The 22143-nt window shown below is 58.0% G+C and carries 18 protein-coding genes and 9 pseudogenes; 9 read left to right on the top strand and 18 right to left on the bottom strand.

Annotated features, from left to right (window positions below):
• Positions 1 to 159 precede the first annotated feature (159 nt).
• The 3 genes from ACOSV0_RS21890 to ACOSV0_RS21880 all read right to left on the bottom strand — a co-directional run bounded on the left by ACOSV0_RS21890 (position 160) and on the right by ACOSV0_RS21880 (position 4392).
• The gene (locus ACOSV0_RS21890) at positions 160 to 1374 is read right to left on the bottom strand and encodes a terpene synthase family protein (RefSeq protein WP_434113480.1); all 1215 of its coding nucleotides are present in this window, start codon (positions 1372 to 1374) and stop codon (positions 160 to 162) included.
• Between the two features lie 65 nt (positions 1375 to 1439).
• Positions 1440 to 3386, bottom strand: coding sequence for a 1-deoxy-D-xylulose-5-phosphate synthase (dxs, locus tag ACOSV0_RS21885; RefSeq protein ID WP_434113477.1), 1947 nt, complete (start codon positions 3384 to 3386; stop codon positions 1440 to 1442).
• Positions 3387 to 3507: 121 nt separating this feature from the next.
• Positions 3508 to 4392 (bottom strand): polyprenyl synthetase family protein, encoded by an 885-nt coding sequence (locus ACOSV0_RS21880; protein WP_434116053.1) that lies wholly within the window; start codon positions 4390 to 4392, stop codon positions 3508 to 3510.
• A 276-nt stretch (positions 4393 to 4668) separates the two neighbouring features.
• On the opposite strand from ACOSV0_RS21880, the pseudogene ACOSV0_RS21875 reads away from it, so the two are divergent.
• Positions 4669 to 5070: pseudogene (locus tag ACOSV0_RS21875) on the top strand (IS110 family transposase); the annotation flags it as partial.
• Between the two features lie 424 nt (positions 5071 to 5494).
• On the opposite strand, the gene ACOSV0_RS21870 reads toward ACOSV0_RS21875, so the two are convergent.
• Positions 5495 to 5809, bottom strand: a complete 315-nt coding sequence (locus tag ACOSV0_RS21870; RefSeq protein WP_434113475.1) for a glycine zipper 2TM domain-containing protein — start codon at positions 5807 to 5809, stop codon at positions 5495 to 5497.
• Positions 5810 to 6408: 599 nt separating this feature from the next.
• Between ACOSV0_RS21870 and ACOSV0_RS21865 the strand changes: the two genes are divergently transcribed.
• The 3 genes from ACOSV0_RS21865 to ACOSV0_RS21855 all read left to right on the top strand — a co-directional run bounded on the left by ACOSV0_RS21865 (position 6409) and on the right by ACOSV0_RS21855 (position 8187).
• Positions 6409 to 6729 carry an ISAs1 family transposase gene (locus ACOSV0_RS21865; protein ID WP_434113472.1) on the top strand — a complete coding sequence of 107 codons (321 nt, stop codon included), beginning with the start codon at positions 6409 to 6411 and terminating at the stop codon, positions 6727 to 6729.
• Between the two features lie 3 nt (positions 6730 to 6732).
• The gene (locus tag ACOSV0_RS21860; protein ID WP_434113470.1) at positions 6733 to 7098 is read left to right on the top strand and encodes a hypothetical protein; all 366 of its coding nucleotides are present in this window, start codon (positions 6733 to 6735) and stop codon (positions 7096 to 7098) included.
• Between the two features lie 744 nt (positions 7099 to 7842).
• Complete coding sequence (locus ACOSV0_RS21855; RefSeq protein WP_434113469.1) at positions 7843 to 8187, top strand: lysozyme inhibitor LprI family protein; 345 nt, start codon at positions 7843 to 7845, stop codon at positions 8185 to 8187.
• Between the two features lie 434 nt (positions 8188 to 8621).
• On the opposite strand, the gene ACOSV0_RS21850 is transcribed toward ACOSV0_RS21855, so the two are convergent.
• Positions 8622 to 9416: a DUF3658 domain-containing protein gene (locus tag ACOSV0_RS21850; protein ID WP_434113466.1), complete on the bottom strand. Its 795-nt coding sequence runs from the start codon at positions 9414 to 9416 to the stop codon at positions 8622 to 8624.
• A gap of 218 nt (positions 9417 to 9634) precedes the next feature.
• Between ACOSV0_RS21850 and ACOSV0_RS21845 the strand changes: the two genes are divergently transcribed.
• The 4 genes and pseudogenes from ACOSV0_RS21845 to ACOSV0_RS21830 all read left to right on the top strand — a co-directional run.
• Positions 9635 to 10144, top strand: a complete 510-nt coding sequence (locus ACOSV0_RS21845; RefSeq protein ID WP_434113464.1) for a hypothetical protein — start codon at positions 9635 to 9637, stop codon at positions 10142 to 10144.
• A gap of 156 nt (positions 10145 to 10300) precedes the next feature.
• Positions 10301 to 10675 (top strand): annotated as a pseudogene (locus tag ACOSV0_RS21840) (carbohydrate-binding protein); the annotation flags it as partial.
• Between the two features lie 228 nt (positions 10676 to 10903).
• A complete protein-coding gene (locus ACOSV0_RS21835) occupies positions 10904 to 12592 on the top strand; it encodes a hypothetical protein (protein WP_434116199.1) in 1689 nt (562 codons plus the stop codon).
• 352 nt (positions 12593 to 12944) lie between these two features.
• Positions 12945 to 13131: pseudogene (locus tag ACOSV0_RS21830) on the top strand (IS3 family transposase); the annotation flags it as partial.
• A 39-nt stretch (positions 13132 to 13170) separates the two neighbouring features.
• Here ACOSV0_RS21830 and ACOSV0_RS21825 read toward each other — a convergent pair.
• Both ACOSV0_RS21825 and ACOSV0_RS21820 read right to left on the bottom strand, forming a co-directional pair.
• Positions 13171 to 13470, bottom strand: a complete 300-nt coding sequence (locus ACOSV0_RS21825) for an Hcp family type VI secretion system effector (RefSeq protein ID WP_434113462.1) — start codon at positions 13468 to 13470, stop codon at positions 13171 to 13173.
• A 133-nt stretch (positions 13471 to 13603) separates the two neighbouring features.
• A pseudogene (locus ACOSV0_RS21820) lies at positions 13604 to 14047 on the bottom strand (tyrosine-type recombinase/integrase); the annotation flags it as partial.
• 50 nt (positions 14048 to 14097) lie between these two features.
• Here ACOSV0_RS21820 and ACOSV0_RS21815 point away from each other — a divergent pair.
• Positions 14098 to 14898 carry a DUF6013 family protein gene (locus tag ACOSV0_RS21815; protein WP_434113460.1) on the top strand — a complete coding sequence of 267 codons (801 nt, stop codon included), beginning with the start codon at positions 14098 to 14100 and terminating at the stop codon, positions 14896 to 14898.
• 60 nt (positions 14899 to 14958) lie between these two features.
• On the opposite strand, the gene ACOSV0_RS21810 is transcribed toward ACOSV0_RS21815, so the two are convergent.
• The 11 genes and pseudogenes from ACOSV0_RS21810 to ACOSV0_RS21760 form a co-directional block, all read right to left on the bottom strand.
• Positions 14959 to 15120, bottom strand: a complete 162-nt coding sequence (locus tag ACOSV0_RS21810) for a hypothetical protein (protein WP_434113458.1) — start codon at positions 15118 to 15120, stop codon at positions 14959 to 14961.
• On the bottom strand, positions 15121 to 15408 hold the full coding sequence (locus ACOSV0_RS21805; protein ID WP_434113456.1) for a hypothetical protein: 288 nt from the start codon (positions 15406 to 15408) through the stop codon (positions 15121 to 15123).
• A gap of 221 nt (positions 15409 to 15629) precedes the next feature.
• Positions 15630 to 15810: pseudogene (locus tag ACOSV0_RS21800) on the bottom strand (transposase); the annotation flags it as partial.
• A 556-nt stretch (positions 15811 to 16366) separates the two neighbouring features.
• Entirely contained in the window at positions 16367 to 16507 is a 141-nt protein-coding gene (locus ACOSV0_RS21795) for a hypothetical protein (RefSeq protein WP_434113454.1), read from the bottom strand.
• A gap of 370 nt (positions 16508 to 16877) precedes the next feature.
• Positions 16878 to 17708 carry an SGNH/GDSL hydrolase family protein gene (locus tag ACOSV0_RS21790; protein WP_434116051.1) on the bottom strand — a complete coding sequence of 277 codons (831 nt, stop codon included), beginning with the start codon at positions 17706 to 17708 and terminating at the stop codon, positions 16878 to 16880.
• A 118-nt stretch (positions 17709 to 17826) separates the two neighbouring features.
• Positions 17827 to 19014: pseudogene (gene tnpC / locus ACOSV0_RS21785) on the bottom strand (IS66 family transposase); the annotation flags it as partial.
• A 132-nt stretch (positions 19015 to 19146) separates the two neighbouring features.
• A pseudogene (gene tnpB, locus ACOSV0_RS21780) lies at positions 19147 to 19233 on the bottom strand (IS66 family insertion sequence element accessory protein TnpB); the annotation flags it as partial.
• A 104-nt stretch (positions 19234 to 19337) separates the two neighbouring features.
• Positions 19338 to 20015, bottom strand: a complete 678-nt coding sequence (locus tag ACOSV0_RS21775; RefSeq protein ID WP_434113452.1) for a tyrosine-type recombinase/integrase — start codon at positions 20013 to 20015, stop codon at positions 19338 to 19340.
• A 38-nt stretch (positions 20016 to 20053) separates the two neighbouring features.
• Positions 20054 to 20344: pseudogene (locus tag ACOSV0_RS21770) on the bottom strand (site-specific integrase); the annotation flags it as partial.
• Positions 20341 to 21279 (bottom strand): tyrosine-type recombinase/integrase, encoded by a 939-nt coding sequence (locus ACOSV0_RS21765; RefSeq protein WP_434113450.1) that lies wholly within the window; start codon positions 21277 to 21279, stop codon positions 20341 to 20343. The gene ACOSV0_RS21765 and the pseudogene ACOSV0_RS21770, both read right to left, overlap by 4 nt.
• Positions 21276 to 21943: pseudogene (locus ACOSV0_RS21760) on the bottom strand (tyrosine-type recombinase/integrase). Before ACOSV0_RS21760 ends, ACOSV0_RS21765 begins: the two are co-directional and overlap by 4 nt.
• Positions 21944 to 22143 lie beyond the last annotated feature (200 nt).

Genomic DNA, 22143 nt, shown 5'->3' with positions numbered 1-22143 from the left:
CCATGTCACCCTGTCCGGCGTCAAGGTGATGCACGTTCAGCAGAAGGGTGACAAAGGAGAAGGAAATTGCGCCGCCTTCTGCCGCGAATCCTCAATCACTGATAATGGAAGCAATCCACATCATGCCGGACGCTTTCCCCTTACTCCGACACAGTCGCATCAACCCTGTTGTGTTTCCCTGAATATCGATCTGGCGTGCTGGTATCGCTGACTTCTGGTTTGCCAGACCCACGTCGTCATGATGCCCCACTCGACCGCCTGAACAAATATCCCGGTCGCCCGGAAGGCGGGCGTGCCATGCCGGCCTGCGCATCTGTTCTTCAGTGCTCCCGACAACGTCACGAAGTGCTCCATCAGATCCCGCAAGATCATCATGATTGCCTCCACCACTTCGCCAAGTGTCAGCGCTGGATAATTCAACATCAGAACCACAACGAAGTTGGATTGGGACTGATGCGTCACAAATTCCTTCTCAAAAGAGATCAGATCGTTAGAGAGGCCTCCAATGAGTGCACACAGCCAACACAAATTTCGCACGTCACTGGCCAGACAGTACTCAGTCAGTGTCGACCAGTCCAGGTATTCATCCCGGGAGAATTCGAAATGCGCCAATGTATAGTACAGCCCGGACTGGTGCGGGCTGTTTTGCAGGTAGGTGAACACGTCCGGAACCTGCCCCAGGTTTTCTGCATTGATATTTCCGCAGGAACGTTGCACATGTCCGATCCACATCTCCAGAAATCTGGAAAACCACGTTGGGTGTCCGGACAGTGCCTGCATCTCCAGCAGCATTTCGACACAGGCTTTATCGATCAGGGGGGCATCTGGTGCCACCTTCATGGCCCTGGATATCTCAACAATATGTTCACGCAGAGCCATCGCATTGGCCTGCCCGGCCGGGCTCATTGTGGGTGCCCACTCCCGCCCGATAGAATCGTTCAGGTACCAATCCACGGACAGACATTTTGCAACTGCGATAAACCTGTCTTCCCCGGCTTCCGGGTGAAGAAATGCTGCAATGTCGTGACAATGCTCTGAAATACCGGGAATCCATATACCATGACTTTCCGACCATGCCTGAATCTTCAGGTTTATCGATTCCCCAACCGGATTTGGATGCAGATCGCGACAGTATTCGTTAATACTGAAGCCCGGATAGTCGAATGCCTCCCTGAAGCAGAATACATTTCCCCGCATGGAGAGGGTTGCATATTCGCTCCTGATCTGCTGCAGTCGTGCGATATCCGCAGCCTCAAAGGTCCGTCCGCCGTCGGGATTGCGTTCCGTCAGGATTTCCCATGGTTGAGCCGAAACTGTTGATACGGCGTTCGCGATCTTTGTAGCAAGATCAATCGATGCCCTTGCTGGGTCCATGGCGACTGCCTCCATGAGAGTTACACAACAGAATTGATATTGGACTGGCCATTTACCCCTCCATCCTATGTGAACAGGTGATCCTCATGGGGGGTAATGTCGATGCGTTCAGATAGCCCGGGCAAAACCTGGCACGTTGACGTGCTCGCGTATCGCTTCAATATCGCCTCAGCAATGCCTTTCGAATGCAAGCCGCACAGAGCGAGCAATTGCGCGAGATCGCCGTGGCAAAGGAAACGGTCGGGAAGACCCAGCCGTAGTACGGGATTGGGCTTAATAACCCCACTTTCAAGGAGGGCTTCCACACAGGCCGAACCGGCGCCGCCCATGATGCAGCCTTCCTCGACGGTCACGAGGTAGTCGTGTGCTTCGGCTAGCTGTTTCACGAGGTCCGAGTCGAGCGGCTTCACGAAGCGCATGTTCGCCACCGTGGCGTCCAGTTGCTCGGCCGCCGCCAGCGACGGCGCGACCATCGTACCGAAAGCCAGGATCGCAATCCGCTTGCCGGCCGGTTGCGACGTTTCACGACGGATCTCGCCCTTGCCGAGCGGCAGCGCCGTCATTTGCTTGACCGTTGCCACGCCCGTGCCGGCGCCGCGAGGATAGCGCACCGCCGTCGGATTCGGCTGCTGCAATGCCGTGTACAGCATCTGACGGCATTCGTTTTCGTCCGATGCCGCCATCACCGTCATGTTCGGAATGCAGCGCAGGAACGCCAGATCGTAAGCGCCCGCGTGCGTTGCGCCGTCCGCGCCGACCAGACCCGCGCGGTCGATGGCGAACACCACCGGCAGGTTTTGCAGCGCGACGTCGTGGATCAGCTGGTCATAAGCACGTTGCAGGAAGGTCGAGTAGATCGCGACCACCGGCTTCATGCCGTCCGCGGCCAGGCCGCCGGCGAACGTCACCGCATGCTGCTCGGCAATGCCGACGTCGAAGTAGCGATCCGGGAAGCGCTTCTCGAACTCGACCATGCCCGAGCCTTCACGCATGGCCGGCGTGATACCGATCACGCGATGGTCCAGCTCGGCCGCGTCGCACAGCCATTCGCCGAACACCTGCGTGTAGGTCTTCTTCGACGGCGTGGTGGCGGGCTTGATGCCCTCGGCCGGATTGAACTTGCCCGGGCCGTGGTACAGCACGGGATCGGCTTCGGCCAGCTTGTAGCCCTGGCCCTTCTTCGTGACGACGTGCACGAATTGCGGACCGCGCAGTTCCTTGATGTTCTGCAGCGTCGGGATCAGAGAATCGAGGTCGTGACCGTCGATCGGGCCGATGTAGTTGAAACCGAACTCTTCGAACAGCGTGGCCGGCACGATCATGCCCTTCGCGTGCTCTTCGAGCTTGCGGGCCAGATCGAGCATAGGCGGCGCGACGCGCAGCACGCGTTCCACACCCGCACGCGCGGCAGCGTAGAAACGGCCCGACATCAGACGCGCCAGATGGCGATTCAGCGCGCCGACCGGCGGCGAAATCGACATGTCGTTGTCGTTGAGGATGACCAGCAGCGGCACGTCGTCTTCGACACCGGCGTTGTTCATTGCCTCGAAGGCCATGCCGGCCGTCATCGCGCCGTCGCCGATCACGGCGATGCCCATGCGGTTCTCGCCCTGCAGCTTGCTGGCAACGGCCATGCCGAGCGCAGCCGAGATCGAGGTGCTGGAGTGCGCGGTGCCGAAGGTGTCGTATTCCGACTCGTCACGCTTCGGGAATCCCGAGATGCCGCCCAGTTGACGCAGCGTGTGCATCTTGTCGCGGCGGCCCGTCAGGATCTTGTGCGGGTAGGTTTGATGGCCGACGTCCCATACGATCCGGTCACGTGGCGTGTCGAACACATAGTGCAGAGCAATGGTCAACTCGACCGTGCCGAGATTGGACGAAAGATGGCCGCCCGTCTGCGATACGCTGTCGAGCACGAAGGCACGCAACTCGTCTGCAAGCGGTTGCAATTGGCGGCGATCGAGGCGGCGCAGGGCAGCCGGGTCGTCGATGGTTTTCAGCAAGTCGTACATCGTCGTCACTTCTGTCCCGACAACCGTCAGGCAGTCCGGGCTTCAAGCGGATTGTTACCGCTGGTGATCCGTAGCGGTGTTCACGGCAACCGCTATTACACCGAACGGACACCCGCCGGACCTAGCTGATCCGGTTCACCGCAAAACTGGCCAGCTCCGCGAGCTGCATCGCAGGTGGCCCCAGGGGCTGCAAGGCCGCAAGCGCATCCTGATGCAGCCTCATGGCAAACCTTCGCGCATCTTCCAGCCCCATCACCGAAACACAGGTCGGCTTGCCGGCCTGAGCGTCCTTTCCCGTGGTTTTTCCCAATGCTGGTGAATCCGTGGTGACATCGAGGATGTCGTCGACTACCTGAAAGGAAAGGCCAACCGCGAAACCATACCGGTCCAGAGACTCATACAACGCGGCATGGCCCTGGTCGTCCGGCACACTGCATAGTGCGCCCATTCGTACCGCCGCCCGGATAACGGCACCGGTCTTCATGCGATGCATCTGGACAAGTTGTGGCAAGCTCATGCTCTGCCCCACGTGGGCCAGGTCGATCATCTGCCCTCCCGCCGCACCTGTTGCTCCAATTGCCCGGGCAAGCTCGCGTGCCAGAATCACACGATATCTGGATGCGACATCCACTTCCATAAGGGTCAGGAATGCCTGGGTCTGAAGCGCATCCCCAACGAGAATGGCGGTTGCTTCACCGAACTGCACATGCACGGTTGGTTTGCCGCGTCGCAACACATCATTGTCCATTGCAGGCAGGTCATCGTGGACCAGCGTGCACGCGTGGATCATCTCGATGGCGGCCCCCAGATCATCGAGTACCATCAGCGGAGCAGCATGCAGTGCCCCGGCCGCATGGCACAACATTGCGCGGATACGCTTTCCACCGCCAAGTGTTGCGTAATGCATGGCCTCGGCAAGTCCAGATGCCGGACCGTCACAAACAGGAAGCCGGCGTAACAAGGCTCGCTCGACTCGAACCGCGGTAGCCATCATCCACTCTGGCATTTCCGGGCTGACCGGATTCGCTGGTGTCGTTTGTGCGTGGGACTCGTCCATAACCCGTCGCCCTGCCCGTGACGTGAAAACTTCATAACATTATAGAAAACGGGTTTGAAACCGGGAAGGTAACAATCGATAAAAGCGAAGCCGACCTGGCGGCACACGAAGACACTAACGCCACCCGTGGTATTTCAACGGCCTGTTAGCGTACGTAATGTGATGGTCACCCTCGCCCCGTGAGTGCGCCAGGCTTGCGACGTCAATTCTCGACTGGAGACCATCATGCAAGACGTGACGCTGGTTGGCATCGATCTGGGCAAGCACAGTTTTCATCTGCATGGACAAGACGGGAAAGGAAAGGCAGTGTTTCGCAATAAGCTGGTGCGCAAACAGTCGATCGAATTTTTCGCCACGTTCCACGCATGCATGGCGGTGATGGAAACCTGCGCGGGTTCGCATCACATGGCACGCAAGCTGGCCTCGTTCGGGCATCAGGTCAAACTCATTTTGCCCCAGTTCGTGCGGCCCTTCGTCAAGAGCAATAAAACCGATTTCGTGGATGCTGAAGCGATCTGCGAAGCGGCTTCCCGTCCTGCCATGCGGTTTGTAACGCCGAAGACGGAATCGCAGCAAACCCTTTCGGCTCTGCATCGCGTTCGTGACTCGATGGTGCGGGACCGCACGATGCTGACGCAGCGGCATTCAAACGTCGTTGCCTGCGCACTGGCCAATAAGCTGGCCCGAACGAAGTGGGCAATCATGGCTCGCAATACCGTGTTTGACGCTGGGTCGGCTGACTCTCCGGCTTGACCGAGCGGTTCTACTCTCACTTTACGAATCACCCAACTGGTTTTACGACGACTGAAAATTGATGACGTGAATGGCACAGTGGCCTGCCAGCAAACCGGATCAAGAAACAAGTCTTCGAGATCGTGTCCGTTTTTAGGACCGTCAGGCGCAAATCTCATCGTGGCACGGAGGGCTATCCCCAAAACGACGCCGAATTAGATTTACGCAAGCCAACAACGACATCGACAAGCGGTCTTACAAAAATGGGGAAACCATAGATTCTTGAGGGCACCCCGATTCAGACGGGCTGGATCAGGCGTTATCCCGCGCGGAGGAGGTCACCGTTGACGTGTACCCGCTGCCCCGCGTAAACGGAGGGTTGTGTCGGATACGTCAGAATTCGGGACGAGCCGTCTTCCATCTGCAGATGGACTCGCCACACCGTGCTGGAGCGGATCCGGTTTTCGGCCATGTTGCCGCCGAATGCGCCAGCCAGACCGCCCACGATTGTGGCCGCCATCTTGCCTCGTCCGTTACCGAACTGGTGTCCAGCCAAGGCGCCCGCTGCTGCGCCACCGATTGCGCCCAGCCCGGTCGACGACGGCTCGACCTGAACGGGCTCAACCGACGTCACATAGCCAGCGTAAGGATCAACTGGGGGTGATGCCGGTGGGCGGCGAGCGGCTGAGTGGTGTGGAGCGGGTGCCGCATCACGATGATGTGCAGAAGTACGAAGCCGTTCCTGTACCGGACGAATGGAGGGCGAAGACTCAGATGCAACAACTGGATTCGCGACAGTCGCTGTGCTGGCCATAGCAGATATTGCCGACGCTGGCGGGATGGCCAGATTGCTGGCTGATGGAACTACAGCGAATGAAGGTCTCGCGGGTAACAGCCCGGTCAGCGCACCTATGCCGACAAGGCTGACCAGAATCACCGAGCCCGCAGCGACTGCGAGTAATGGATGCAAGCGGGGGCGGGACGGGTCTAGCGTACGAGCGGGAAGTGGATCTGCCATCAAATACTCTTGAATCTCAAATGTGGACTACAGGAAGCCGAAAGAGCGGACGTATTTATACGCAACCCGCAATCATCGAGCAATAAGATATATCCCAATGCCACGGTTCCGCGCATGGAAGGGTAGGGCTTTCGCATGAAGGGCCGATAACAATCAATGGTTTACAAAACCGTGTGTAATTGAGGGTTTACTTCTGTCTTTTTGTAACAGAAGTGATGAAAGAAGAACAAGGTATCCTGAGTACCGAGCAGGCGTTTGGTGATCTGCGAGACCCGCGTAGCCGAATGCCGGCGCACAATCTGTCTGAGATGCTGGTGATGGCGTTATGCGCGATCCTCCCGGGGGCCGACAGTTGGCACGGTATTCAGGTATGGGGCGAGACGAAACTCGACTGGCTGCGAGGCCATATCCCGCTGGTGCACGGCATTCCGTCGCACGACACTTTCGGGCGGGTCTTTGCTGCCCTGAACTCCCGGCAGTTCGATGCCTGCTTCATCCGCTGGATGAGCACCCTGTGTCCGGCGCTGGCCGGATAGATTGTGGCTATCGACGGCAAGACTGTACGCGGCTCGCATCAGCGCGGCGAACATGCCATCCATCTGGTTTCGGCCTATGGCAGTGGCCTGGGTGCCGTGCTCGGCCAGGTGCGTACCGCCGACAAGTCCAACGAAATAACAGCGATTGCTGGGATCGCTATCGCGCTCAGATCATTGGCTGGTAAGGCTCCCGGAGATTTGCAATTCGTGCGAAAAACCTGTTGCGAGCAATCGCATGAAGCCCTGCCACAGAACGTCGAGCCACAAGGCTCGGCTCACGCAGGTTACGCGAGCGAGGTCAGGAGTAACCTACCTCCGGAATGCATTCGTATTTTCAGGGCACAGGCAATCATGGGTGGCACTCCATGAGTGCCACAAGGAACGTCCCGAGCGCAATCGCGCATTAGCAGCCCAGAACAATGATGCACAGATATACATCAAGGTCGGCGACGACCCTGGTTGCGGTTTCTCAGACTGACGGATAGATTGTCTGTTGTGAAGCGTTGTCGTCCAGCCTTGTGCAATACAAGGCCTTGCCTGGAAGGCGCGACGTACGCGTCACACCTGCCTCACGATTTTCTCCCTTCGCGATGAAATCTAGGCCGTATCCGTAGGCACGGATACGGCTTTTTTCGTGGTGCAACCCTGATGTACAGGCCGCTGCTTTGATCTGCGACAGATCTGGCGACGATGTCCGTTGCCAGTATCCGCGAGCCGACCTATGCTTGCGGCCAGCGTAGATCCTCCATGGGAAACAGTGTGCCGGGTTATGGCTGACATAGCATGCTGCGGGGGACTCTACGCGCCCCTTGTGTAGAAACGACCTTGACCTCATTTGCCTGAACGGCGAATGAGGTTTTTTGTGCGCATCGATTCAACGCAGTATGCGAGTCGCGGTCGGCGTCGTAGTCACCTCGCGCGAATATTGGGAGGAGCGGTCAACTCAAGATCATTCTGATGGCTTCCGCGTACCCGAATGGCATATCGTTATGCGCACATAGGGCTCGCGGTCTGGATTTTCCCAGACAGGCTTCATCTTTTCTCTTCACTGCTGCGGGTTATATCGCGACAGCGTGCTACCGGCCATCACAACGTACATGGCTCAAGGTTCTCATGAAAAAAATCGTCACGGTCCTATTATCCCTCAGCGTCATTCTTCCCACGGTAGCCAAGGCCGCGAATGACTATCAGACATCCGACAGAAAGCTCAACGAAACGTACAGCGCGCTGCTCAAGAAGGTCAGCCCTCAAGGCGGGATCAGATTGCGCCAAGCTGAGCAGGCGTGGATAGCTTATCGCGATGCGCAGTGCACTTTTCTGACCTTTCAATCTGGCGGATACAGCGCAGAACCGCAGGCTCGGGCACAATGTCTGACCCGGCTGACCCGACTCCAGACTTGGCTTCTTGATGAACAGTTGCATTGCAAGGAAGGCGATATCGGTTGTGGCCAACAGTAAACTGTTGCAACGATACGCGTACTTCATGCCCCATTACGCTCAGAGGTGCCGCCGCGCGGGGCGAAGCTAGGTGCAGCGCCTTATCCGGACGCCCTCTCCCAGCACCTGCTGCGTTGCTCGTCGTTATGTTAACGGCGCTCAATGATATGGTTCGCTCTATTCCGAATGCAGGCCCGCTCGGCGCGTGTACACTTGCGGCGCAGCGTGTGACGCATGCCGTTCCAATCGACGACGGGCAGGTGGCCGTCAGCCGCACCATCAGCACTGGCGAGCTCGAATGCAAAAAATCGTCTTTTCTGTTGAGCGGGCAGCGAAATCCGCTCGCCCGCATCCAATGCAGCCTATGTCGCCGTGATCTGCCATGACGCCTGAAAATGAGCATCGACCAAGCCCGCTACCGAACGCTGAGGCAACCGGCAATAAGAGCAGTCGCCTTATCGGGAGTCTGCGCCTTCAACACGGCGCACGCTTACTGAGCACCAGTCTTTCAGATCACCCTCAACCAGCGAGAGCCCGCCTGAGCGAAGTAGTGTAGCCAGCCTCCATTTACAGAATGTGCTACTCTGCCCAGTGGCCGCCATGGCACGCCCGAGAACATTGGAAAGCGGAATCGGCGCGGGTGAGGCAAGCGAGAGCAGATGAGCATCGTAATGATCGATGGGGCATTCCAGCAGCCGGCCATTATCCCAGATCCGAACCCCTTCTCCGCGATCCCGCAACTCGATCCATTCGGTGGCCAGTCGCACACGCTCCTCATGCGTGACTCGCGAACGCTGTTCGAAGCGTGAGCGCAGACGCTCGGTCGGAACCAAGGCAACCGGTGCGTGAATGCAACAACGGGCAGCCTCGGTCACGTCCTGTATGCTGACGATCACTTCCGAGATGGGTACCGTGGCTCCCATCAGCCACCAGTGCGTACGGCGGCGCAGTGCCTGCTCTGTCGGATGAGACCCTGCCCAGATAACAATCTCCGTGGCGCCCGTCGCAATCCGCGACAGCGCATCGCTGGCCCCGCAGAATTCGGCGCGCCAGTCGATCGGTGGATTCAGGCCCTCCAGTTCAAAAAATTCCGTCCAGAAAGCAACGCGAGCATCGGGTGATGGCGAATCGACGTCTGCCAGAGGCCCGATTGCACAGTTGTCCGCAATCTCGAACACATCGTCGCCCACCGCCTCCCTGACTCGTTCCGCTGCTGTCCCGCCCTGACATACGTGACGTACCGATTTCATTTGCCATTCCAAGATTTGACTGACGGCATCCCTCCATCAAGGTGAGTGCCGGGGGCGGTTATATGTGGTCTCACTCGCGCAGCCTTTACCCGCATCGCATTCTTAATTTGACATTCTGTCGGCCGGCGGGATGTCGCGTCTAGACCCAGATCAAGAAAAAAGCAGTCCCTGAATAAGAAACAGGCCCATTTGCGAGGATCTGTACCGCCATTGTGCCGTTGCGCGATCTGACCGCGCAACTTTCCGAACACGTCGGCCTGCGTCGTTCGATCGAGAAAAAACTGCAGCATTCGCACGAGGCGCTCAAACCATGCCGCACTGCCACCAGCGAGCTGCTCGAACACAAAGCACATCGGCACGAGCAGCAGGTCCAGCACCTGCAGGCTAAACTGCGCCAGGTGAACCAGACGCTGGTCGTCAGGCAGAACGAAATCACCCAGTTGAACAGGAACAAAGCGCGACTCGTCGCCGAAACCGGTGTCGCGACCAGGTACGATGCGCTGCAGATAACGGCGAGGACTCAGGCGACTGAACTGACGCAGGTGCGCGAGGCACGTGAATCGCTGGGCGCCGCCCTGACGAAGCTCACGGCGCGGTTCGACGCGCAGCAGCAGTTACTTTGGAACTATCGCATCGTCTTCGAGGACGAGCGCTTCCACAAGCCAGAACCGATACCCGAGAACGGCGAAATCGCCGTTGCAAAATCCAGCAAAAAACCGCATCCTTGAGGCCGTTCGAGTCCGCGTTTGACCCCATTTTCAATGGGCGCCATAACGACGATCCGTGGCATCGCTTCAGGGTCGCCCAGTTTTGACAGCCGGAATTCTTCAATTATTCAAACAATATGACCGTCAATCGGGGAAACCTTTACGAGGTCAACAAAGATGAAAAGAAGAATGACGAGCGTGGTTCTCAAGCCTACCCTGCTTGCTGCATCCGTTCTGCTGTTAGTCGGCGCATCGTACAAAAATGCACAGGCCTATCCAGCATGGACGCCCGATACCTACTACTCCGCTGGGACAATCGTCACCTATAACGGCCAGAATTATCAGGCAATCCTGAATCAGACCGATTATTCGAGTTCCGGCTGGAATCCAACGGTGTCAAGTCTATGGACACCGGTCGGGGCGAATTCAAGCGGCGGCAGCACGTCCACTACGTCGCCTCCCACATCGACCAGTTCATCCAGCAGTTGCCCTGCCAGTTGGAATGCGAGCGCGGCCTATACCGGCGGCAGCATCGTGACCTACAACGGCATCGAGTACAAGGCGAACTGGTGGACCCAAGGCCAGAATCCAGCGTCCTACAACGGCGGCTCCGGAAGCGGTCAGCCGTGGACCGTGATCGGTAACTGCGCCGGGGCGACTCCGACTCCGACTCCGACTCCGACTCCGACTCCGACTCCGACTCCGACTCCGACTCCGACTCCGACTCCAACTCCAACTCCAACTCCAACTCCAACTCCGGGGAGCTGGACGGGCGGATCAGTGCCCGGTTGGCCTTCCTACGTCGCGATGGGCGCAATCGGTGGTCCCAACATCACACCGCCAACGGCCACCTCGACGGGCGGCAATGACGACTTCGGTGGCAAGCCTGTCGACGTCGCTTTCAAATACGCGGGCGTGAACGGAAATGGAGATCCGGGCGTCATCGATCCGCCGACTAACGCCTGGAGGATGACCAACGACTTCAATGTGCTTGCCCCGATCAACCAGCATCCGACCCGCGTTGCAATCGTCGAATACACCGCGCAGATGAGCGGCGGCGCCAACTTCGACGATTTCACCAACGGCGTGGCGGGCCAGAGCTCCGGCAACCCGACGGCGACCTATCTGATGGGACGTCACTTCGCCAGTCTTGCGGCCGACGCGATCATGCTGCAGAGCTTCCCAGTGACGTACCAAGGGAAAAGCTACTACGGTTCGCTACTGATGAACCCCGACCTGCTGGGCGCGATGCAGCAAAACGGCTATGCAGGCGTCGCTGATTCGGCGTTGCCTGCCGGTGCCGTCAACAAGGCCGTCGCACAGGCGATGTGTCTGATGACGACGAGCCGCAGTTACACGAACACGTCGAACCCCAATGGTGCGGGTTCCGCACCCTATCTCGGCAAAACCTACACAGGTACGCCGGTGCAAATCCTGCGCAACATGCTGGCGGACGGTTACCCCGAGTGGAGCATTGACGGTTCGAACGATCCGTTCTGGAATTCAGGCGGGAACAATGCGACCTCGGCCGGCGCCTATAGCCAGGTGGGTACCTGGTTCAATGCCTGCGTGAACAACCCTGTGTACGACACGAACACGTACCCCACACCGACGTTTCCGGCCGGATTTGGAGGCTGGGTGCAGGCGAACAACTGGCTGATCCGTACGCTCGCCCCGAAGGGGACGGTAACGTTCGGCTGGCAGGACAATATGTGGGCCACAGGCACGGGCTTCTGGCTGCATCAGAACCTGACTGCCGCGCAGATTGCATCGACCTATTCGACGCCTGTGTCGAACTGGCTGAACAGCAATGCGCCTGCTGCGATCAGCATGTCGAACGCGGTTGGTCCCGACTTCATCCTGTTCGACCGCTATGAAATGGACGACAGCGCGGCACCAGGCGCCGCGACGCTCTACAACGCACGATCGTGGGATAACTACCTGAGCGCAGTGGGGCAGCTTAGCCAGGCGAACAGCAATATTCCGGTCATGCTGTGGCAGATTCCCGGCTCGCACATTCCGAATACGGTCGAGAAGAATCCGGAACTGTTCCAGGGCACGGCGGGTTCGTACGTCTTCAGCACGGCACCCGTCTACTTCTTCGGCGACAGCAATCTCACCGCAAATCTCGACAACATCATCAAGGGGGCTGCAAGTAGTTCGAACACGAATACGTCGGTCGGAAATTACGCGGCGTCATGCGGAGCGACTGCGTATAACTGTCTGACGTCGAACTCGACCTACCAGCAATATCTGCTCGAGTACAAAAGCAAGCCGAACAACTACAACTGGAGCGCCGACAATGGCAAGCTGGCTCTTGCAGCAGGCAACAACGTGTTTGCGATCCTGTGGGGTGGCGGCAATACCACCAACGTGATCAGGAATTTCAGCAACACCGACGATCACGGGTGGCTCGCGAGCAAGCTGATCAACTATTACGCGAAGCCGACGCCAGTCGTTCTGCATTGAACCGGGACCGAGCCAAACAGAGTCGCGATGACCGCGGCTGATTATTAGAGGAGTTAGCGGTAATTTCACCCGCGTCTCGCGGGGCCAGTCGAAAAGGGTCAAACTGCGTCCGCAGACAACCACATTGCGGACGCAACCTATGACTGAGCCTGACGACTGACTCTGACTTTCTGCCCCTTCGGGTGATGTGGACTTCCGCGGACGGCAAGAACCGGTACGACCCCGTGGGCAAACGCAAACTGATCGAGGCATGCCAGAAGCCGGGCACCCAAGGCTGGCGTGAATGCGAGCCAGCTTCGCAAATGGATCAGCCTGGAGCGGGTGAAGACGCGCCGTGCACGGCAGTTGCCGCCTGTGGGGATCGCTGAAGCAGGCAAGCATTCACGGCCAACGCTTTGCGGAGCGTCGCGAAGCAATAGACGAGGTGAGACTGGTTGAGCGTCTACAATCATGGGCGTCTGCACTCGACGTTGAACTTCGTCAGTCCGATACAATTTGAACAAAACTGGCACGCCACCCAGCGAAAGCAAGCGGCATAATAAACTCTCGATTAGCGGATACGAAATTCGCGGGCAACGTCACTCTTCCTTTCCAGCGTTGTTGATACGATACCACTTCAGTTCAACAAACTTGAGCGTCTTGCCCTTGGCCGCAGCCTGGTACAGGTAGGGCGTGGATGCATCGAATTCCTTCTCGATGGTCATTGCCGAATGTACGCGCCGGCCGGTGATCCTGCCGTTGCTGCCGCCCACTGGCAGATTCAGGCCGTGCAGGAAACCCACGACCGCGATGCCTCCCTCTCGTCTCTGAACAGTGGACGAACCCCTAATATCGGGGCCACCATCGTCTTTCACCCGTCGATATGCTGGATTTTCCATCTGTTCTCCTCTGTACTGGATAAGCCGGATAGCCATAAGCGCAAGGCTGCAGGCCCACGCTGGATAGCTGCATCGGGCGGGATGAAACCATGATCCATCCCGATCATGCAAGGAGCGCATTTTTTGCGCTAAATCAGACCCAGCCGAGCCGGTGGTTGATCTGCGTGGCTTCGTGACGAGCGACGGATGGCTCAGATTGTCGCGCACGAAGCACAGATCGATCTGCTGGTCGCTCATGTACGAGCCGGCGGTACGGCGCACCCAGTGGGCTGATGCGCTGGCGATCTGATCGGCCTGCGCGTGCCGTTCCGACCCGCGTGCGCGCAGCCTTGCGGCTGCCAGTGCAAAGGCCCCCTTGACGATCAGGTGGATCGCGCCGCGCGAGAGCGACTTCTCCTGTCCGATGAGCAGCGGCCGCGGTACAGCAAGAGTGGCAGACCGTTCGCCCGACGGTAGCGGGCTCGTTCTGCAATCAGTTCGTCGGTGGCAGACGCACAAGGCGGATTCGATTCCCTTTGCCGAGCACCTCAATCCGCTCAACGCCAGCGGCATCGCGCCGGCAGAAGACCGCTCCCATGCGCTGAGTGCCCTCTCAATTTAGAACGAGTTGCGAAGAGCATCGCCGATATGGCTTGCAGGTACGGCGATCGGTCGCGGCGACGTCGCGGACCTGCCTTTACCCGGCACGAAGTCTTGCTCATCGACGCGCCGAGCCGCTCCCGGTTGATAGTGGGAAAAATCTCTGCAAGAACATTCTTATTGATAATGCTTGCATTGACATCCAGTATTTCTGTAATACGTGCTGTAACGAGAGCATTTACCCGCATCAATGTTAAACCTGCAGCCTTGAATCTTCGACACGGAAACAAAATGAGCGCAATGCATAAATTTGTCGCACTTTCATTATCTGTCATGATATTTGGCATAATGAGCGATCACGCTATATCCAGAGAATCCGTCACCACTGCTAATGCACAGCGAGGTAAAGCTATATCTTATGAGGTAGCGATCACTTCGAAGTTATTTGGGAATGTGCACGAAATCCGAAAGGGTTCGTTAGAAACGTCCGGCACATCGCCAGCAAGCTGGAAGCCAGATGTGTTAGATGTAAGTGTCATACCGCCCGGCGGCCCGGTATATTTGCCATCGGGCTGTTCCGTAACACGGTTACGTCGAAATAACCACGCGCAATTGCTTGGGCGAGCCATTATTGAGTTTACCTCGATAGAGAAGGAACCCGGAAGCGCGCGCGTGATAGTACGACTTGATCGTTGGCGTCCGATTGTCGAAAGAACGCGCGGCAAATGCCCTCGAGAGGAACACACCGGCCAGATAGTAAATATAGCTACGATGCCTGTCGATGGTAGAACAATTTCGAGAGAATTAAGCGATGGAGACACACTGGCTGTCAAGATAAATGCGCAATAACTACGCACACACGTTGCTTGGCCGTTATCCTAGCCTTCCCTGTTCGGAAAAAATCTGCGGTTAGGGGCCATGCCAGAACCGATGCAGATCGGGCGTGTATCCTGTGGGTTCCAGCAGCGCCTTTCCGGAGATACCTTTTGCTTCGAGTTGGCGCACGCGCTGGTCGATCGCGGCGGCGATGCGGTGTTCGTCGACGAATTTGCGTTCCTGACCGGAGGACACCTAGATCTGCCATGTGGCCACGCCCGTGGCGGGCGTTTCTACGATTTTCGCATAGCGATAGAAACCACCGAACTCCTGCCCGAGAAGGTTGATGGCAGGGTTGTTGAGACTTTGCATCAGGCGGTGGAAAACGGACATGTGATCGACCATCGCTGCGAGAATTTCGGTCTCATCCAGTTCTGTCGCTTCGAAATACTGCATCTGCGCATCGACGCGCGCTGCGATCTCGCGCAGCTCAAGCGTGATAGATGCGGTCGCGGCCTGTTGTCGGCGTTTTGCTTCGCCCATGTCGGTACTCCCGTGTGATACAGACTTTATCTGATGCACCGGCGACGATGCGAACGTCATCGACGCCGCTCAAAGCTGCTATGCCTGCGGGGAAGCCTGATCCTGCTCCACCATGCCGGATCGGCATAATACTCGGCTAGGGCGTCGATATCCAAGCGTGCGCCGCCTAGCGTAAATTCAAATGGGCCGAACAGGTTGATTTGTTGCCTGGCGACGGACAAAATCCACTTGCGAAGCTGGTTGGCATTTACGCTGGCCTTGAGTGCTAGCCCGACCACGGAGGCGCCGGGTTCCTGGCACGCTTCGATCAGATTGCGCTTGCTATCCCGGTCGTACCTGTTCTTGCCGACAACCGTTTACCCGAAAGGGCCGGAAGTCAAAGTCAGTTTGTAGGTCAACCATAAGCTGCGTCCGTAGTATCTAGTTGCGGACGTAATCTTGTTCCCTCTCATCTTCCGCTTCCAGATGAGTCGGAACTACCGCTTACCAATTTCCATTGGCCTCGAACGAGGCAACTCACATCGTCAACAAGCAGCGTGAACTACTACAAGGTCCGCATCAATCGACCGGTAGCGGTGCAATCGAGCTTAGGTTTGATGGTCATTGTGTATGCCGCATCGGATCGAATAGTGATTGGAATCGTGTAGGTTCCCCCGGCTGCGGGGACAATTCTCCGAAACGAAAAAACGATACATCTTGCTCCGGCGACATCGGGACGCCACTGAACTCAAGACTCAATCTGCCGGCCAATCCGGTGATCGGTGCGCCAGAGGTATCTTTTGCCATGAGAGTCAATAGAACGGGCTCAAAATTCCGTCGACGCGGACAATTGACTTTATATTGTTTGAATAATTGGAAAATTCCGGCAGTCAAAACTGGGCGACGCGTTGATGCGGTGTCACAGATCGTCTGTCGTGGCGCCAGTTGAACGTGGTGTCGAACGCGGATTCGAACAGCCTCAAGGATGCGGTTTTTTACTGGATCTTGCAACGGCGATTTCGCCATTGTCGGACATCGGTTCTGGCTTGCGGAAGCGCGCGCTCTCGAAGACGATGCGATAGTCCTCAGGCAACTGCTGCTGCGCGTTGAACTGCGCCACGAGCTTCGCCAGTCCGGCCTGCCGACTAGGACACATGGGTGAAAATGAAGTGCAACAGAATATAGCAGGCCTTGCTGGCGACCATCCCGCCGCGTTTACGCGTCCAGCGACGCGAGTCGCCTAGCCTAGTATACGAACGATACGAATACGCGTACGTATCAGCGCACGGGATTCTGATACTGACGCTTGCGTTGCGCGTGCTGGCCGTTGTCTTCCGCAAAATCCTTAACTGTAAGACCATAGTCGCGCATTAACTGAACAAGTTGCTGAATAATTTCAGCCCGCTCTGCGTCAGATAATCTGGCACTATCTGGATCCGACCGCGCTGCCTGACGCGACCTGTCCCGGGCACGATCACCAGCAGATCCGTTCATGATGTCGAATCGGCCCTACCCCTGAGCAACCCTCGGATAGTTGAGGCAATGAGATGGTAACCGGTGGTATTCGCATGGATGTTCCCCTGAGCGCACATCCATGTGTCGCGACAGATAACAGCGACATTGGTCGGAACCTGCCGGTCGTCATATGACGTTGGAACCACGTTCAGGGACTGGAAGGCGGTCGAGACATCGGCAACGAACACACCGTTGAGCACGTACTGGGCGGCCTCCGCGACGTTGAATGCCGTAATCGCGGTGAGCATAGCGCTAGCCTCCAGTTGCCCGGTTACCCCTTGCAGCCAGTATGCAAGATAGGGATCGTAGTAATTGACTGCGACAATGTGCAAGGCGCTGCCGCCCGCTGCCCGCAAGCCACTCAGGATCGTCTGCAGATCAGCAACGACCTGTGCCGTCTTGCCGACCAGGCAGGTAGCAAAGTCGAGATTGATCTGCAGACAGCGGCTGTAATCGTCGGCGCCAATGTCGATCGTGACAAGGCCGATATTGCCCGCGTTCTGGCGAATGAAAGCTTCTGCCGCTGCCAGTTGGGAAGGATAGCCGGCGTAGGAACACAGGCCTCCGTTGACCGTGGTGGCACTCGTCTCCCCGCCACAGCCGAGATTCTCGAGTCGAATGTTGATCGCCGGCGCCAGATCCTCCGCATACCCTTGATAATAAACTTCGCCAGTTGGGCTCCATTGCTCACCTTTTGCGAGCGAATCACCCAGCGCGAGATAGTACGGTTGAGCGCTCCAGGCAGGAGACAGGATCTGACAGAGGATCGCAGCGACGGCCCATCGAAGCAGGCGTAGATATGACACGAGCGATTGCCCGAAACCTTGGCTGGATTGCACTTCGTCGTATTCTCCGTGCTTATGCTTGTCGTAAGCGTCCGAACGAGGCCGTAGCTCATGGAGTTGGCGTACGGGACGAAAACAGCTATTGAATGGGGCTGACTTTCGCGGCGGTGGGCAGATGCGGCGCGACGTTCCAAGGCAGCAACTCGTCGATGCGGTTGACCTGGTGATCGGAAATGCGCTCGATGACGTAGGCGAGATACGCTTCGGGATCCAGACCGTTCAGGCGTGCGGTGCCAATCAGGCTGTACATCGCGGCAGCCCGCTCGCTTCCTGCGTAGGAGCCGGCGAACAGATAGTTGCGGCGCCCCAAGGCGACCCCATGCAACGCACGCTCGGCAATGAGGTTGTCGATTTCCGCACGGCCGTCGTCGAAGTAGCGCACGAGCGCCAGCCAGCGATTCAGCGCGTACTGGATCGCCTTTGTCGTGTCGGACTTTGCCGAGAGCCTGGTGAGCGTCGCCTCGAACCAGCGTTTCAGGTCCTAGAGCAGTGGCACCGCCTGCGCCTGGCGCACGCACCGACGTTCGTCCAGCGGCTTGCCGCGTATCTGTGCCTCGATCGCGTAGAGCGCGCCGATGCGGTGCAGAGCCTCTTCGGTCAGCGCGTTGGGCCGCACGGCATGCAGATCGTGGATTTTTCTCCTCGCGGGCGCCCAGCAGGCAGTTTCCTGAATCTGCCCATGACGATACAGTTCCTGGAAGCCAGAGAACCCATCGGCCTGAAGCAGGCCATTGAACTTCGCCAGATGCCGCTGCGGATGTTCGCCAGTGCGGTTAGGGGAGAAGGCGAACCAGACTGCTGGCGGTTCTTTCGATGCGCTGTTGCGATCGTCGCGCACGTACACCCAAAGGTATCCTGTCTTCGTCTTGCCATTGCCCGGCGCGAGTACCGGCAGCGGTGTATCGTCCGCGTGCACCTTGGTGCCGCCAAGCGCGTAGCGGCGCACTGCGTCGACCAGTGGATTGAGCAGCCAGGTCAGGCTGACCAGCCAGTGTCCCATCATGCCCGGTTCGATCGGCACACCGTCGTGCGCGTACATAATCGACTGCCGGTAGAACGGAAGGTGGTACGCAAACTTCGCCGCAACGATGTGAGCCAGCAGCCCCGGACCCGGCAGGCCTCGTTCGATGGGGCGGCTGGGTGCGGCGGCCTGAACGATGCACTCGCAGCACAAACAGGCCTGCTTCGGGCAACGATGACGGATGACACGGAAGTGTGCGCGCACGTATTCGAGCTGTTCGGAGACATCTTCGCCCAGTGGTTTGAGGCCAGTCGAACCCCTCAAGAAGCAGCGACAGTTGTGCGCTTGTGAGTGCCACGGCACCGCCGTCGGCACGAGGCCAGGCGAAACGAAACGCCCCTTCTCAAGACGTTTTGCAAGCAGGCATAGGCCGCCGTCACTCCAGTACAAAGCCTTCAGCAGATCGCCACGTTTGCCTCGGAAGAGGAACACGTGGCCCGAGAACGGATATGCGTCGCGCCACATATCCGTTCTTATGTGGCATAGCGAAATATGTAGCCGCTGACCGCGAATAGGCGGGTTGCCCGAGATTCCGCGGCTCCCGTATCCGCGGTCGACGACACATAACGCTACAGATTCTCGAGTAGACTCAAGACGGCATCCTTCGGCCGAAACCGATGACTGGCGACCGCTTGAATATCTGCCTTATCCAGTCCACGTCTCATCATTTCGACATCTGCTGTGGCGTAGCGGTGCGTAGTAGTAACCTGGGCGTGTCCGAGCCAAGCCTGGATTGTAAGAAGGTCAACTCCTGATTGAAGCAGCATCATTGCGAGCGAGTGTCGAAACACGTGCGGTGAGATTTCCTTGCACGCGAGCTCAGGCATTTGTATGGAAGCTGCTTCTGCGGCACGACGTACGATGTGGGTAGCGCCGAAACGCGTTAGCCGCTCGCCGCGCACGCCAGCGAATAGTGGCATCGCCTCATGATGGCCAACGCCATTCTCGCGCAGCAAATTGTCGATTGCTGCAACGAGGTCACCGGCCAAGGAAATCACGCGTTGCTTACGCCCTTTACCGTGAAGCGTGACGTGCGACCGTACCCCGTCCAGCAACAGGTCGGACGCGTCTACACCGAGCGCCTCTGAGATTCTGGCACCGGTGCGGGCAAGGAACAACAGCAGAACGCGGTCGCGCCGGCCACACTGTGTGCACCTGTTCGGCGCATTGATGAGTGCGTCGAGTTCGACCCGGGACAGATATCGGGGGTTGGACAGATCCGACTTCTTGATTGGAATCGAAAGCACACGTTGAGCGACACCAAGCGAGCGGGATCACGAGTCGAAACATGACGGAAGAACGAACGTATCGCCGTGAGACGAGAGTTACGAGTATGCACACAGTTGCCGCGTGAGCGTTCCAGATGGTCCAGGTACGCCAGGATCATGTCGCGGTCGAGGTCGTCAACCGCCAGAGCGCTTGGCTTCTTGCCAGTTCGCTCTGAAGCGAAGAGGACAAGCAGTCGGAGAGCGTCCCGGTACGCAGCAACAGTGGCCGGCGTCGCGTTACGCTGCTGCATCAGTCGCTCGCGAAAGAAGGACTCGAAGTGCCTTGCGAGTGAGGGTTGACCGTTCATGCCAAACCTTCTGTGCTGAAAACATTGTCTGCGACCAGACCCAGCAGTTCTGGCGTAGCGGTAATGTAGTAGGCGGTATCACTGTACCGGTTATGCCCCAAGTAAGTCGCCAGCATCGGCAGCATCGACTGAACATCGACCTTCTGTCGGTGCCAGTGAGCAAGGCGAGTGATGGCGAATCGATGGCGTAGATCGTGAGGCCGCACGGACTTGGTTCCGGGCCTGTTCAGGCCAGCGAGTTTACAAGCCTGTTGGAAACCGTAGTGCAGACCGGCCGGGGACAATTGGGTACCGCGCGTGCTGACAAAAAAAGCAGAACTCGCTTGTACCGGAAAGACGAGGTCACGATACCTTGCATAGGCTTGCAGGGCCACCAGGGTAGTGGTATGTACGGGAACCAGTCGGTCCTTCCGGAACTTGGTCTTGCGGAATTGCAAGATACCTGTGGCCAGGTCAACATCAGCGCGGTCGAGACGCAGGGCTTCGCCCGAACGTAGTCCGGTGCTCGCTAGGAGACCGATCACTGTAGCTAGTGTTTGGCCCCGCAATGGCTGGACGATCGATAGCCGCATGCTTGCGTTCATCAGGGAGCGTAGTTCGTCTTCGCTCAAGATCCGCGGCGGCGGAATGTGGCGCGATCTAGGCAAGGCACGGCTATCGAAGGCCCCAGTACAAGGGTCGAACGCTGCGTAGTATTCCGCAAAGCGTCGAACTACTGCGTAGCTAATAGCCCTGCCGTTCGGCGTGAGATTGCTTGCCATGACGAAGTCCACCGCTAACGCTTGAGATAGCGGACCTTCCGAATGGCTTGAGCGAACGTAGCGGAGAAATGAGCGAAGCGTCGCGGCCTGTTTGCGAAACAGATAGCCCAGCGCTCGCTGAAGTGCAATGTAGTTCTCCGTTCCCGCGGTCAACGCAGTCAAGAACGTGTTCATGACGCACCTCCGGGAAACGGCAATGGAACGTCCGCAAGTTGGGGTACAGCGACCTTGACGTAGAAGGACGTGCTATCGATGTTCCGATGACCCAGTAGATCGGCAATCTCCTCGATTGGTCGTCGCTTCTCAACCAGTCGTGTCGCGAGGCTGTGGCGTAGAAGATGTGCACCACAACGTTGAGCGTGGAGTCCCGCGCGCTCAAGCCGGAAACGCACAATGCGCGAGATGCTGCTGTGAGGGAACGAGCGCACTGGCGGAACGCACGAAAGAAACACCCGGCGGTTGGCGGTTGGCGGTCGCGCGTGAAGAACGTATTTAGCGAGGGCTTCACCTGTTTCCGGGAGCAGCGGCGCGACACGTCGTGACGTCCCTTGGTGTGACGCAGTAGAAGCTCTCCGTTGCGCCACCGTATGTCGTCTAGCTCAAGTTCACGGAGTTCCCTGTTGCGCATGCCTGTCGTGGCCAACAACAGCATTATTGCTCGATCACGTATACCCGATGGCGTCGTGCTCTCGATGCTATCGATCGCACGACGCACGTCTTCCCAAGGAAGTCGCGCCGGGAGATGAGCGTGGCGCCAACACGGTGTCTTGGGTACGAAATGCGCCAAGTCATCGGTGTTGAGACTCTCCCGGTAAATGTAGTGCAGAAAAGAGCGCATGTGAGAGGTGGTCGATGATCGGGCGCTGTCGGTTCGGCACCCGGATAGCAGATCGCGCGTCATGACTAAAACGTGTTTAGCGCCCAGCATGGCGAGGGGCATGCCGAGTAGATGTTGCCTCTGCCAGGCAAGCATCCGCCGGGCTGTCAGCGCGAGCCCTTCACAAGTCTTAGGATGCAAACCACGAACGACGCGCAGAT

Origin of the sequence: Paraburkholderia caffeinilytica (genome assembly GCF_051027425.1) — a bacterium.
Taxonomy (GTDB): domain Bacteria; phylum Pseudomonadota; class Gammaproteobacteria; order Burkholderiales; family Burkholderiaceae; genus Paraburkholderia; species Paraburkholderia caffeinilytica_A.
The sequence above is the reverse complement of the archived record's forward strand: the minus strand, read 5'-3'. Positions and strand labels throughout refer to the sequence as shown.

What these genes read in the sequence shown, in the direction of transcription:
- ACOSV0_RS21855 (WP_434113469.1), top strand. Translation starts at nt 7,843, where the DNA reads ATGAAAAAAATCGTCACGGTCCTATTATCCCTCAGCGTCATTCTTCCC.
- ACOSV0_RS21765 (WP_434113450.1), bottom strand. Translation starts at nt 21,279, where the DNA reads ATGAACACGTTCTTGACTGCGTTGACCGCGGGAACGGAGAACTACATT.
- ACOSV0_RS21825 (WP_434113462.1), bottom strand. Translation starts at nt 13,470, where the DNA reads ATGGAAAATCCAGCATATCGACGGGTGAAAGACGATGGTGGCCCCGAT.
- ACOSV0_RS21880 (WP_434116053.1), bottom strand. Translation starts at nt 4,392, where the DNA reads ATGCCAGAGTGGATGATGGCTACCGCGGTTCGAGTCGAGCGAGCCTTG.
- ACOSV0_RS21815 (WP_434113460.1), top strand. Translation starts at nt 14,098, where the DNA reads ATGGCTTGCAGGTACGGCGATCGGTCGCGGCGACGTCGCGGACCTGCC.
- dxs (WP_434113477.1), bottom strand. Translation starts at nt 3,386, where the DNA reads ATGTACGACTTGCTGAAAACCATCGACGACCCGGCTGCCCTGCGCCGC.
- ACOSV0_RS21890 (WP_434113480.1), bottom strand. Translation starts at nt 1,374, where the DNA reads ATGGACCCAGCAAGGGCATCGATTGATCTTGCTACAAAGATCGCGAAC.
- ACOSV0_RS21865 (WP_434113472.1), top strand. Translation starts at nt 6,409, where the DNA reads ATGAAAGAAGAACAAGGTATCCTGAGTACCGAGCAGGCGTTTGGTGAT.
- ACOSV0_RS21805 (WP_434113456.1), bottom strand. Translation starts at nt 15,408, where the DNA reads ATGGGCGAAGCAAAACGCCGACAACAGGCCGCGACCGCATCTATCACG.
- ACOSV0_RS21850 (WP_434113466.1), bottom strand. Translation starts at nt 9,416, where the DNA reads ATGAAATCGGTACGTCACGTATGTCAGGGCGGGACAGCAGCGGAACGA.